The sequence below is a fragment of the Bradyrhizobium sp. LB14.3 genome (genome assembly GCF_040547985.1).
Lineage (GTDB): Bacteria > Pseudomonadota > Alphaproteobacteria > Rhizobiales > Xanthobacteraceae > Bradyrhizobium.
On the sequence record NZ_JBEPQT010000003.1, the window covers coordinates 222,031 to 235,012 of the forward strand.

Annotated in this window: 11 protein-coding genes; 4 read left to right on the plus strand and 7 right to left on the minus strand. The window is 63.9% G+C overall.

Annotated features, from left to right (window positions below; genetic code table 11):
• Positions 1-1,290 carry an ABC transporter substrate-binding protein gene (locus tag ABIB00_RS08320; RefSeq protein WP_354104002.1) on the minus strand — a complete coding sequence of 430 codons (1,290 nt, stop codon included), beginning with the start codon at positions 1,288-1,290 and terminating at the stop codon, positions 1-3.
• 42 nt (positions 1,291-1,332) lie between these two features.
• Positions 1,333-2,319, minus strand: a complete 987-nt coding sequence (locus tag ABIB00_RS08325; RefSeq protein ID WP_354104003.1) for an ABC transporter ATP-binding protein — start codon at positions 2,317-2,319, stop codon at positions 1,333-1,335.
• A 266-nt stretch (positions 2,320-2,585) separates the two neighbouring features.
• Here ABIB00_RS08325 and ABIB00_RS08330 point away from each other — a divergent pair, with 266 nt between their 5' ends.
• On the plus strand, positions 2,586-3,293 hold the full coding sequence (locus tag ABIB00_RS08330) for a GntR family transcriptional regulator (protein WP_354104004.1): 708 nt from the start codon (positions 2,586-2,588) through the stop codon (positions 3,291-3,293).
• Positions 3,294-3,310: 17 nt separating this feature from the next.
• Here ABIB00_RS08330 and ABIB00_RS08335 read toward each other — a convergent pair whose 3' ends face one another.
• On the minus strand, positions 3,311-3,520 hold the full coding sequence (locus tag ABIB00_RS08335; protein ID WP_247338804.1) for an FXYD domain-containing ion transport regulator: 210 nt from the start codon (positions 3,518-3,520) through the stop codon (positions 3,311-3,313).
• A 361-nt stretch (positions 3,521-3,881) separates the two neighbouring features.
• On the opposite strand from ABIB00_RS08335, the gene ABIB00_RS08340 reads away from it, so the two are divergent.
• The gene (locus tag ABIB00_RS08340; protein ID WP_502917799.1) at positions 3,882-5,189 is read left to right on the plus strand and encodes a metal-dependent hydrolase family protein; all 1,308 of its coding nucleotides are present in this window, start codon (positions 3,882-3,884) and stop codon (positions 5,187-5,189) included.
• Between the two features lie 261 nt (positions 5,190-5,450).
• Positions 5,451-7,130 carry a CYTH and CHAD domain-containing protein gene (locus ABIB00_RS08345; RefSeq protein ID WP_354104006.1) on the plus strand — a complete coding sequence of 560 codons (1,680 nt, stop codon included), beginning with the start codon at positions 5,451-5,453 and terminating at the stop codon, positions 7,128-7,130.
• A 123-nt stretch (positions 7,131-7,253) separates the two neighbouring features.
• Here ABIB00_RS08345 and ABIB00_RS08350 read toward each other — a convergent pair whose 3' ends face one another.
• The 4 genes from ABIB00_RS08350 to ABIB00_RS08365 form a co-directional block, all read right to left on the minus strand.
• On the minus strand, positions 7,254-7,880 hold the full coding sequence (locus tag ABIB00_RS08350; RefSeq protein WP_354104007.1) for a transglutaminase-like cysteine peptidase: 627 nt from the start codon (positions 7,878-7,880) through the stop codon (positions 7,254-7,256).
• 331 nt (positions 7,881-8,211) lie between these two features.
• Positions 8,212-8,823 (minus strand): PilZ domain-containing protein, encoded by a 612-nt coding sequence (locus tag ABIB00_RS08355; protein WP_354104008.1) that lies wholly within the window; start codon positions 8,821-8,823, stop codon positions 8,212-8,214.
• 68 nt (positions 8,824-8,891) lie between these two features.
• Positions 8,892-10,058: an MFS transporter gene (locus ABIB00_RS08360; RefSeq protein WP_354104009.1), complete on the minus strand. Its 1,167-nt coding sequence runs from the start codon at positions 10,056-10,058 to the stop codon at positions 8,892-8,894.
• A gap of 51 nt (positions 10,059-10,109) precedes the next feature.
• Positions 10,110-11,357, minus strand: a complete 1,248-nt coding sequence (locus tag ABIB00_RS08365; protein ID WP_354104010.1) for an MFS transporter — start codon at positions 11,355-11,357, stop codon at positions 10,110-10,112.
• Between the two features lie 432 nt (positions 11,358-11,789).
• On the opposite strand from ABIB00_RS08365, the gene ABIB00_RS08370 reads away from it, so the two are divergent.
• Positions 11,790-12,941: a zinc-binding dehydrogenase gene (locus ABIB00_RS08370; RefSeq protein WP_354104011.1), complete on the plus strand. Its 1,152-nt coding sequence runs from the start codon at positions 11,790-11,792 to the stop codon at positions 12,939-12,941.
• The last annotated feature ends 41 nt before the right edge of the window (positions 12,942-12,982 follow it).

A 12,982-nucleotide genomic window follows, 5' to 3' on the forward strand; every position in this document is an offset into this window, starting at 1 on the left:
TTACGCCGCGATGAACTCGTTCCACTTGCGGACCATGTAGTCGTTCTCGTCCATCACCGCGTTCCAGCAGGCAACGCCGCCCATGCGGTCCTCGTAGGAGCCGCCGTCGCGCACGGCGCCGGCCTTTTCGAGCAGCGAGCCGTCGGGCGCCTTGATGTCCTTCTCGGCTGCCTTGCCTTCCATCCAGTAGGCCCACTCGTAGGGCTCCATATGCGCTTTCGCGGTGGAGAGCACGGCGGAGTAATAGCCCTGGCGGTTGAGATAGGCGCCGGCATAGCCGGACAGGAACCAGTTGACGAACTCGTAGGCCCATTCGAGCTTGGCGCCCGACACGCCCTTGGAGACGCAGAAGCCGGAAGCCCAGGAACGATAGCCTTCCTTAAGCGGCTGGAAGGTGCAGGCGATCCCCATCGAGCGCACCTTCGTCACCGCCGGCGACCACATCGACTGGATCACGGTCTCGCCCGACGCCATCAGGTTGACGCTCTCGTTGAAGTCCTTCCAGAACGCGCGGAACTGGCCGGCCTTCTTCGCTTCGATCATCACCTTCATGGTGAGATCGATCTCTTCCTTGGTCATGTTGCCCTTGTCGGCATATTTGTATTTGCCGGAGGCTTCCACGACCATCGCGGCATCCATGATGCCGATCGAGGGGATGTTGAGGATCGAGGCCTTGCCCTTGAACTCGGGATTGAGCAGCTCGGCCCACGAGCTGATCGGCCGCTTGATCAAGTCGGGACGGACGCCGAGCGTGTCGGCGTTGTAGACGGTCGGAATCAGCGTGACGAATTCGGTCGCCGACGTCGCGAACTTCTTGGAGTCCTTGCCTTCGAGATACAGCACCTTCCAGGGCGCGGTGCCCTGGCCGCCGATCTTCTTGCCGCCGGGCGTCTGGCCCTTGGTGAAGACGGGCGTGATGTTGTCGAATTCCTTGATCTTCCTGGAATCGAGGGCAAGGATGTTGCCCGACGGCACGATCTTCTTCAGCGAGAAATATTCGGTGTCCAGCACGTCGAAGGAGTTCGGCTGGGTCATCACGCGCTTGGTGACGTCGTCGGTGGTCGCGGTGATGTATTCGATCTTGATGCCGGTGTCCTTCAGGCACTGCTTGGAGATGTCGTCGCCCTCGTTCACGGCGGTGCCGAGATAGCGCAGCACCTTCGGCTCGGCCGACATCACGTAGGGGAAGCCGGTGATGGCGCCGGAGCCGGCGGCAAGGCCGGCGAGACCAGCGGTGCTCTTCAATAGCGTGCGGCGGCTGACGCCGGTCTTTTTGGTCGTCTCGGTCATACCAGTCACTCCTCTGTTGCGCATTTTTTCGATCGATGGACGCTATTGCAGGCGTTGCGCCTTGGCGGGATCCCAGGTGACCAGCACGCGATCGCCCGGACGCAAAGGGCGGGCGTCGAACACGGTCTCGGGAACGTGGGCGAACAAGGCAGTGCCGTCGTCGAGCGTAAGCGAGACGGCGACATAGGAGCCCTGGTACTCGGTCTGGGTCAGCAGCGCCGGTGCGCCGAACGCACCCTCAACGAACGGCGTGATGCCGAGCTGATCGGCGCGCACGGCGATGAGTTTGCCGGCGTCGCTGAGGACGTTGTGGCCACCGATGAAGCGCGCCACGAATTCGGTGCTGGGGTGATGGAAGATGTCGCGGGCCGAGCCCTGCTGCTCGATCTTGCCCTGGTTCATCACCACGATGTGGTCGGCAAGCGCCATTGCCTCTTCCTGGCCGTGGGTGACCTGGATGAAACTGATGCCGAGCTCGCGCTGCAGCCGCTTCAGCTCGCCGCGCATCCTGACCCGCAGGAACGGATCGAGCGCGGAGAGCGGCTCGTCGAGCAAGAGGATCTGCGGCTCGGTGATCAGCGCGCGGGCGAGCGCCACGCGCTGCTGCTGGCCGCCGGAGAGCTGGGCCGGCAGTCGGCCGGCATAGGGGCTCATTGCGACCAGCTCGAGCAGTTCGCCGGCACGCTTGTGCCTGATAGCGCGGTCGACGCCGCGCATTTTCAGGGCAAACGCAACATTGTCGAGCACGGTCAGGTGCGGAAACAGCGCGTAGGACTGGAACATCATCGCTGTACCGCGCTTGGCGGGCGTGAGGCCGGTGACGTTTTGCGGGCCAAGGATGATGTCGCCTTCGCTGACCGCCTCGTGGCCCGCGATCATGCGCAAGGTCGAAGTCTTGCCGCAGCCGGAGGGGCCGAGCAGGCAGCAATAGGTGCCTGCCGGGATCTTCAGATTGACGGTGTCGACCGCCAGCGTCGTGTCGTAACGCTTGGTGACGGCGACCAGTTCGAGAGCGGCGGGAGTGGCCATGGCGTGTCCGGGGAGAGGGCGATGCTTCGCCTCTCTCCGCAAGGTCCGTGCCAATCGCCCTTGAATCGTCCTTGGCTGGCCGAATTGCAAAACAGTGCAGCGGAGTCAGATCGTTAGATCGAATCTCGTGCGTCCGGTCGGCTCGCTGCTTTCGCAATTGCGTGCACACAAAACAGGCGCGGATTGTATAAAGTTTCGCCTGTGATTGGATACAGCTCGTCGACTACCATTCGAGGCCGAACGTTGCCGATCGAGTCCTCACACCCATGGCCGCCAAGTCCCGACCGAAATCCGACGCGCCAGATGCGAACGATCGCGTCAGCCGCATCCGGGAAGGCGTGACCGCGGCGATCCTCGAGCATCGTCTGCTGCCGGGCACAAAGCTCGGCGAGGACGAGATCGGCGAGATCTACGGCTCAAGCCGCACGCTGGTTCGCACCGCGCTCCAGCAACTCGCGCATGAGGGCATCGTCAACATCGAGAAGAACCGCGGCGCCTTCATCGCACGCCCGACGCCTGCGGATGCCCGCGAAGTGTTCGAGGCGCGCCGCCTGGTCGAGCCGACGATCGTCGATCACGCCGTTGACGCGGTGTCACCGGCTTGGATCGATCGTCTCCAGCGGCATCTTGCCGAGGAACGCGAGGCGGAATCACGCGGCGACGCGCGCGCCTCGGTCCGGCTCTCCGGCGACTTTCATCGCCTCGTCGCCGAGATGAGTGGTCACAGCATCTATCTCGGTTTCCTGAAGGAGCTGATCGCGCGCTCCTCGCTCATCATCCTGCTTTACCGCCGCCACGACACGCCGGCCTGCGGCACTGATCATCACGCCGGTATCGTCGCCGCGATCCGCAAACGCGACAGAGCGGCCGCCCGCGCGCAGATGTTGTCGCATCTGAACGAGATCGAGGCCGAGCTGTTTCTGAAAGATCCCGCCGCGGACGAGTTGCGGCTCGCGGACGTGCTGGGCCCCTAACGAACCGCATCGTTTGGCTACGGCAGCGAAGACCCTTCGTTGCGCTTCATGATCTTCAGCACGAGCAGGATCGCGCCGAGGATCAGGAAGAGAACGCCGGCGAACGTCGTGCCGCCGTATTCGAAGGTCACGCCGATCCCCGTCAGCAGACATCCGATGATAATTGCGAGGAGTCCGCCGAGTTTCTTGACCAGCATGACGTGTCCGTCAGTTGTTTGTGCCACCATGTTGCGCCTCGTCATTTCGCGCCTGCGCTCGCGGCCCCTGTTACTTCTCTCCCCAGTCGAGCAGGCCGGCACGATGGTACTCTCGAATGCGCAAATTGCAATCTGGCGTTGATCGTGGACTTTTGCAGCGTCTGCATTTGATTTGAGTTCGATGTATGTGAGACAGCCGCGCTTACTCAGTTTCCTGATCTTCCCGAGTAAAGTTCGCGGTGCACCTTTGCCGCAGCTGGATGGCTGAACTGCAGAATCTCTCTAGGGTTGCAAATTGACTCCACCGGGCACGAGGCATCAACTACCATCGCGCGGTTGGGTTCTGGAGCGGGAGATCATGCCGGGATTGAAAGTGCGGGGCGGGCTCGCGATGCTGCTTGCAGTGCTTCTCTGCAATGCGTCGCCTGCGGCGGCCCAGCAGGACGCTGCCGTCCTGTTCCGTAACGTCAGGATTTTCGACGGAAAGAACGCGACGCTCTCGGTTGCGTCCAATGTTCTGGTCAGGGACAGGAAGATCGAGAAGATATCGACTGCCGACATCGCAGCCACCGGTCAGGTGATCGACGGCGGCGGCCGCGTGCTGATGCCGGGGCTGATCGATGCGCATTGGCACACGATGCTGGTGCGCCCGACGCCGATGGCCGCGCTCGCAGGCGATATCGGCTACAACAACCTGCTTGCGGCCAGCGAGGCGACCGCGACGCTGATGCGCGGCTTCACCACCGTGCGCGACATGGGCGGGCCGAGCTTCGGCCTCAAGCAGGCCATCGACGAGGATCTTGTCGCCGGTCCCCGCATCTATCCCTCGGGCGCCATCATCACCATCACCAGCGGTCATGGCGATTTCCGCCAGCTCTCCGATCTGCCGCGCACCATCGGCGGCATGCTCAGCCGCATGGAGCGGATCGGCGGCAGCATGGTCGCCGACAGTCCAGACGAGGTGCGCGTGCGCGCGCGCGAGCAGCTCATGCAGGGTGCTTCGCAGGTCAAGCTCACGGCAGGCGGCGGCGTCGCGTCGCCCTTCAGCCCGCTCGATGTCTCCACCTTCACCGAGCCCGAGCTGCGCGCCGCCGTCGAGGCCGCCGACAATTGGGGCACCTATGTCGCCACCCACGCCTACACGCCGGTCGCGATCCAGCGCTCGATCGCAGCCGGCGTGAGATGCATCGAGCACGGTCACCTCATGGACGAGGCGAGCGCGAAGCTGATCGCGGAGAAGGGGATCTGGCTCAGCACGCAGCCATTCCTCGACCTCTCCGCGGCGGCGGGGTTGGGGCCAGCAGAGCAGGACAAGATGCGGCAGGTGGTTGCCGGCACCGATCGCGTCTACGCGCTGGCGAAGAAGTACGGCATCAAGACCGCGTTCGGCACTGACGTGCTGTTCTCGAAGGCTTTGGCGGACAAGCAGGGCTCGATGTTGGCCGCGTTGACGCGCTGGTACACACCGGCCGAAGCGCTGGCGATGGCGACGTCGACCAATGCGGAGCTGCTGAATCTGTCAGGCCTGCGCAATCCTTACCCAGGTAAGCTCGGCGTGGTGGAGGAGGGCGCGCTTGCCGATCTCTTGCTGGTCGACGGCAATCCGCTCGACAACATCCATCTCGTCGAAGATCCCGCGAAGAATTTTGTGCTGATCATGAAGGGCGGCAGGATCTACAAGAACAGTCTGGCGCGCTGACGCGCACGCGCAGTGCAGCAATTTAATTCGCATCATTACCCCGGATTGTGACAGGCGTTGCCCGATTTTTGCGCGTGACATCGTGTCGACGGCCACACGCTGCGGCGTAACGTGACTATTCCTTGCGGACGGTACCGGCTATAGAATGGCGCTCTGTCATTGAACTGTCATGTCACCGGAAATGCTCAATCAGACGCTAAGCCGGCTTGCAAGACTTCGAGCGCGCCGGACGGGAATCCTGTCTCGAAAGACGACAAGAGAATGCAGGTCGCCGCCGGCTTCTTCAGGCAGCGTGAACCCGGCGCGGAACCAGGGATCGTCGAGGGCGCTGTGATCGACCAGACGCCATCGCAAGAGGCGACGCCCGCACCCGGGCCAACCCAGTCGAACGCCGCCGCGCGGCCCGCCGGTGAAATCGAGCTCAAGCTTCTCGTCGATGCCGATCGCATGGCGCATTTCAACGCTACGCCGGTCATCGCGGCGAACGCGCGTAACAAGGGCGCGCGCAAACATCTCAAGTCTGTCTATTATGACACGCCGGAGCGGACGCTGCGTTGCAACGGCTTGAGCTTGCGCGTTCGTCAGAGCGGCGCACGCTTCGTGCAAACCGTGAAAACCGATGCGGTGGATGATCCACTGCGCCGCGGCGAGTGGGAGGCGAGGGTGTCGTCGCTTGCACCCGACCTGGCTCTGGCGATGCCCTTCATTGCGGAGAAGCTTCGCAGCCATCTCGAAGCGCAGCCGCTCGAAGCGGTGTTCACGGCCGACGTTCGTCGTCATGCGCGGATGGTTGACCTGCCGTCCGGCACGGTCGAAGTCGCGTTTGACCGGGGCGTCCTCACGGCCGGCGACCGGACGTTACCGGTGAGCGAGATCGAACTTGAGCTGAAGAGCGGCAGCGCGACCGCGATCTACGAGATCGCATTGCGGCTTGCCGAGCACGGGGCGGTGAAGCCGTCGGTCCGCACCAAATCGGCGCGCGGCTTCGATCTTGCCGCCGACAAACCGCCCTCGGCGCGACGTCCGCGAAAACTTCGCCTCGATGCGTCGGTTACGCTCGACGAGGCGTTCGCGGCGATCCTGCGCTCCTGCTTCCTCCATTTGCTTCAATCGCTGCCCGCGGCCGAGGACGGTCGCAATCCGGAAGGGGTGCATCAGCTTCGCGTCTCGCTGCGCAGGCTTCGATCGGCACTGGACCTGATGCGATCGGTCGGCGCGCTCAGCAATCTCGATGCGCTACGGTCGGAAGCCAGATGGCTGGCGCAAGACCTCTCCGCCGCGCGTGACTGGGACGTGTTCCGGCTCGAGACCTTGCCGACGATCGCAAAGGCCTGTCCGTCGGTCGCAGGCTTCGATGCGCTGGGCCGGGCTGCGGCCGCGCGTCGGTCCGACGCCTATCGCAAGGCACATCACGCGCTTGACGATCGCCGCTGCACCGCGTTCCTGATCGGCCTCGGAAACTGGATCGAGACGCGGGGCTGGCGCAACGACGTCGCCGCCGAAGACCCCGGCCGGCTCGCCGAGCCCGCCGTCAACTTCGCGCAGCGCATTCTGTCGGAGCAACATGCGAAGCTGCTCAAGCGCGGCCGCCGCTTCAAGTCGCTTGCGGCGGAAGATCTGCACCGGGTGCGGCTCGCGACCAAGCGGCTGCGCTATCTCAGCGAGTTCCTGCTGCCGCTCTACGAGGACCGCAAATCCGCGCGAAAATTCTCGCGCAGGCTCGCCGGCTTGCAGGAGCAGCTCGGCGCCTTCAATGACATGGCGCTCACGGCGTCATTGCTCGAAGGGCTCGGTGCCGAGCCTGACAGCGCCACCGCCGTGGCGGCGATCGCGGGCTGGCAGGCGCGTGCGTCGGTCGGGGTGCAGCCCGCTCTGCAAAGCACGTGGCGCGATTTCACCGCCGCGCGCGTGCCCTGGTCGCGGCAGACGCAGCAGGATTGAACGAAACGACATCCCCAAAAAAAGTTGCGGCCAGCCATTGGGGGATGGCTGGCCGCGCGCGAACCGGTCTGGGACGGGGAGGGGTGGGGATGTGACCGGGTCGCGTAACTCCTTGTCTCGTTCTTACTGGTCTCTTGCGCTGGCGGTGGAGACCGCCGGCCTGGTATCGCCCAGCGAAACCCAGACGTTGGGATCGCTCTGCGACTGGCGCTTGACGAAGCGGTAGCCGGTCTCCGTCCAGGCAACGACGTTCTCGTTCTGATTGTCGAGAACGAACTCGCCCTTGTCGGTCTTCACCGTCAGCACCGCGTGTCCTTCACCCTTCTTGTCGCGCACGACGGTGATGAGCAGGGCCTCGCGCGGCCATCCGGCATCGATCAGCATCTTGCGCTTCAACAGCACGTAGTCTTCACAGTCGCCGTAACCGTCCGACGGCAGCGACCACTTCTCGATCACGCCCCAGTGCTCCTGGTCGGTCAAAGGCTTGACGGTCTCGTTGACCCAGCGATTGACCTTGACGAGGTCGCGCCATGCGGCCTGCGACATCACGATGTCGCGCGGTTGCGTCGGCGCGCCCTGGCACTGAGCGGCATTGTCCGCACAGAATTCGACCCAGCCGATCGGCGAACGCGTGGTGTCGCCGAGGCTTGCGTAGAGCAGACGGCCTTCGCCGGCCTGCGCTGCCGCGCTCATTCCGAAGAGCATGGCGGCCAGCGCCATTCCCTTCCCCTGTCCCCTGAAATCAAACATAGCGGCCCCCGTTTCTTGTTGGGACCACATTGCGCACGCAGCTTTTGAGTTGCCGCTAAATCAGCCAAGTAAAGTCGAGACGAATACAAGTAAAAGGCACGACGAATTCAAACTATACTTGAATCAAATTCGAATAAAATTCGATATGACTGCAATTGACTCAAATTTTATCGATTAACGCGGAAACGCTGGCGGAACCGTTGTTTGCACGCGTCCGCAGCCCTCGCGTTAACCCGCGCGAGGCTCGTCACGACCCATGAAAAAGGCGGCGTCCGCATCGCGGAGGCCGCCTTCAGGGCTTGAAATACAGGGGATTTGGCGCCTTCGCGCTTTACCGCGCGGTAACGCTCTCTTCGAGTGTCTCGATCGGCTGCGAATGCATGAACTCGAGCGCGAAGCCATCTTCGAGGTTTCGGACCACGCGGCCCTGCACCCGGCCGAGCAGAACCGTCGAGTTCAGCGGCGGCCGGTTCTCGGCGGCAATGGCGGCGCCTGACAGCGAGAGGTCGATGATGCGGCAGGTCATCTTGGTGCCGTCCTCGAGCGTCAGCACCGCGATCGGGTTGCGCGGCACGATACGGTCGTGGCGGCGGTCTTCCGGCAGATTGAGGATGTCGCGGTTGGCGAGCCAGGTGAGCTGTGCGGCGAGCTTGTCGCGCTTGCGCGGCGTCGCACCCACTGTCATGGCGAAGCCATTGTCGATGATGCGGGTGATCTTGCCCTCGACGCGGCCGATATGATCGAGATAGGCGACCACGCGATCGCCGACATTGCCGATGCCGGGGGCCAGCAGTGCCACCCCGCCCGGCGACATGTTGATTACCTGGCAGGGGAATTCACGGCGGTCCGGCAGCATGTAGCGGCCGAGCAGGTGAACCTTTACCCGCTGGAAACGCCGACGTTCCTCGGCGGCCGGAAGAAATTTTTTGTTCGCCAACGCCATTTTCACAACCCGACCCCCCGCCTGGCGGAGTCCGGGACGACCCTAAGGTGCACAGGGTTAATGCCGCGTTAGGATTGGGCGCGTCGATTACGGACAGACACAATGCGCTCGAAAAGCCACATCAGCGGCGGGCACGCCAGCACCGTCAGTGCGCCGAGGTCGAGCGCGACCGCGGCGGTCCCGGCCGATTTGGCGAGCCGGCCCGCCACCGCCGGTCCCAGCATCATCGCGGCATAGAAGAGAGTGTAGAACACGCCCATCCCGATCGCTCTCGTTTCCGGCACGAGCACGCGGGCGGTCAGGCTCATGATCGGGCCGGCCGGATGGCCGCCGATCAGGCCGATCAGGACCAGGATCGTGATCACGGCGTCGGACCGGGTCAGCCAAGCCAGCATTCCCGCCACCACGAGGCTGGCCGCGATCGCAAGCACGAGCGGCCGCTTGAAACGATCGGCGAGATAGCCGCCTGCCGGCACCGAGATCACCGACAGCCACATCACGAGGCTGATCGCCGATCCCGCCGCGGCAATGCTCCAGCCGCGCTCGGCGAGCAGTGATGGGCCGAACGAGAAGATCATGGCGAAGCCGACATTATAGAGGCCCCAGATTGCGCCCGCGACGATCACCGCCAAGAGAGCAAGCGGATCAAGCCGCCCGGAGCCGGCCGCGCTGGCAGTGGCTCCCGGCGGCGGTTGATAAAACGTGATCAGCACAATGCCGATCGCGGTCAGCGCACCGGCCGCGAGGAACACGGCGCCGGCGCCATAGGCGGTGCCGATCGCCGGCAGCACCAGGAGCGAGATCGCAACGCCCGCCGGCCAGGAGTTGACGAAGATCGCCATCGCGGTGGCGATCTCCTTGCCGGCAAACCAGTCGGTGCCCATCTTGGTGAGCTGCACGGTCAGCAGCACGCCGCCGGCGCCGGAGGCAAGCCGGCCCGCCATCTGCCAGCCCCAGACATCGGTGGCGGCCATGACCAGGCTGCCGGCCGTCATCAGCAGCAGTGCCGCGATGGTCGTGGGCTTGTCGCCAAGGGTCCGTCCGACCGCGCCGCCCGGCAGTGCCAGCACGATGCCGGGTGTGAAATACAGCCCGATCAGGATGCCGATATCGGCGAGCCCGACTCCAAAAGTCTGTTGCAGCAGCGGCGCGACAGCAGCCACGCTCTGGAACTGGAACGCAATGGTGAGGCGAACGACGAACAGGATCGCAAGAATGCCCCAGCGATTGCGCAACGCCTCATCTCCCCAGCCCTGTATCGAGGGTGCGGTGGAGAGAGGCCGGAGTCAACCGGCTGCCTTCCTTACCGCGCGCTGGTACAGGAGACACAGCAGCGCCAGCAGCACCGCGGCTGACAGGCCGAGCGACCAGTGAATGCCGATCGCCGCACCTGATAGCCCGACGGTGATGCCGCTGAACGCCCGCATCCCAAGCCCCGCCATGTTGTAGAGGCCGACGACGCGGCCGCGAATGTCGGACGGCGCGTTCAACTGCACCAGCGCCTGCGCCATGGTGTTGAACGACAGCTCGAAGAAGCCTGCAAAGAACAACAGCACGATCGCAACCGGATAGATCCGCACCGAGGCGAAGCCGAGCAGTGCCACGCTCCACAACATGGCGAGCATGATCGCGGTGCGCGGCGTGCCCTTGAGCCGTCCCCAGGATTCCAGCGCGATGCCCGCGAGCAGCGCGCCGGCAGCATCGGCCGCGAGCAGCACGCTGTAGGAGACGCCGGGGTCGCCGTGACCGAGATCGCCGGCAAAGCCCGGCATCTGGGCGTGATAGGCGTTGCCAATCATGAAGGAGGTGAGGCCGGCAAGCCATGTCATCGCCGTCAGCACCGGCTGCGTGCCGATCGCGCGCATCGTCAACATGATGTCGGCAAGGCCGCGCACCGCGAAGCGCCGCACGGCGACACTCTTGTCTCGTACCGGCGCCCAGAACAGCCATAGCAGCATCGGCAAGTAGAACAGCGTGTTGAAGATGATGCCATGCGAGGTGCCGAGTGTCAGCATGATGATGCCGCCGACGGCAGGTCCGACCAAAATGCCGAGATAGCGCGCCATCGCGTTCAGCCGCACCGCGCTTGGAAGATCCGCGGGGCCGACGAGGTCGTAGAGCAGGAGCTGGTTCGGCGTCTGCCACAGCACGCCGGCGCAGCCATGGATCACCAGCAGCAGCATCGCGTGCCACATCTCGATCGTATCGGTGATGAAGAAGAAGCCCCATCCGCTCGAGGCCACGATGAACAGCAGCATGCCGCACTGGATGATGCGGCGCGGATCGAAGCGGTCGGCGAGACCCCCGACCGCGACCGAGAACAACAGGAACGGCAACCAGTGCGACAGCACCGCAAAGCCCGCCAGCGCCGGCGAATGGAATTTCTGGAACACCACCCAGTAGCTGATCACATGCTCGATATTGTCAGCCATCATCGCCAGGACGTAAGCCATGAACTGGAGCCGGTACGGCACCGACTTCATCGCCGCGAACGATCCGGACGCAGCGACAGGATTTTGGGGGAGGGGGTTCAAGAGGGCACCTGGGTGGGACTCTTGGGGCCTTACACGTTCGCCGGTAAGCGCTCAAGATACTTAAGCGCTCAAGCTACTTGGGTGTGCTTGGAGATCAGCCATGCGCTGCCGCCACAAGCTCAACCGTCATCTTGAGGTGCGCGCCCTTGCGCGCCTCGAAGGATAGGCCGCGAGCGCCTGTGGCCCATCCTTCGAGGCTTTACCTTGCGATGCAAATGCATCGCAAGGTTCGCACCTCAGGATGACGGCGGTGAATGTGACAGGCGCCGTAGCTCGGACGGAGCGCAGCGAAATCCGGGAGCGCCGGTCCCGCATTCCGCTTCGCTCATGCGGGCTACGAGACCGCACCTTGGCACGACCGCGCATCTCACATACGCTTCCCGTTAGCCCGCACCACCAAACATAACAAAAGCGGGCAGCGAGGAAACAGCCATGGAATCCATCCGCGTCTGCACCCACGCGGGACCGGGCAGCGAGCCCGTCATCCGCAGCGTGCCATGGCCAAAGGTCGGCAAAAAGGCCGCGCTGATCAAGGTCGGCGCGTGCGGCGTCTGCGGCACGGACCTGCACATTCTGAAGGGACATTGGCCGAAGCCGCTGCCTTGGCCGTTCACGCTCGGTCATGAAATCGGCGGCGTGATCGTCGAATGCGGCGAAGAATTCACCGAGGACTTCATGAGCAAGCCGCTCAAGGTGGGATCGAAAGTGATGATCCCGCCGCTGATGCCCTGCGGCCGCTGCTATTACTGCATCCATTATCCGCAAGTAGCCAACAAGTGCCTGACGCCGGTCTACTACGGCCGATATCTCGGCTTCGACAAAGCGCCTCACATGTGGGGCGGCTGGGCCGAATATGTCTATGTCGATCTCGACATGCTGCCGGGCACCAAGATCTACAAATTGCCCGACGACATGTCGCTGCGGCTGGGCGCGTTGTCGGAGCCGCTGACCTCCTGCATTCGCGCCTTCAACCGCGCTGGCCGAGCCGGCGGCTTCACCTGGGGCGACACGGTGGTGATCCAGGGCTCGGGTCCGATCGGCATTCTCGCCGTCGCGGCCGCAAGGGAGATGGGAGCAGGGCGCGTGATCTGCGTCGGTGCGCCGGAGGAGCCGCGGCTCAAGCTCGCGCGCGAATTCGGCGCGGAGGCGACTGTGAACATCGAGGAGATCAAATCGCCGCAAGATCGTATCGCGCGCGTGCGCGAGATTGTCGGGGGCTTCGGCGCCGATCTCGTGATGGATTGTTCGGGCCATCCGACCGCCGGCCCCGAAGGCATCGAGATGCTGCGCGACGGCGGCACCTATGTCGAGATGGGCCAGTTCACCGACGCCGGCTCGATCGAGACGTCCTGGCACCGCATCTGCACCAAAGACCTCAACGTACTGGGATCCTGGGGCTTTACCGGTAATGATCTTCCGCTCGGCGTCGACATGCTCTATCGCACCCGCGACAAATATCCCTGGCTGAAGATGCAGACGATCTACCCCTTCACGGAAGAAGGCGTCGCGCAGGCGGTCAGGGACGCCATGGCGATGAAGACGGTGAAGTCGACCATCGTGCCGTGGCCGGAATTGGTGGAGTGAGAAATTCGGGGCCCGGATTGCGCTGTAGCGTAAGCCGGGAT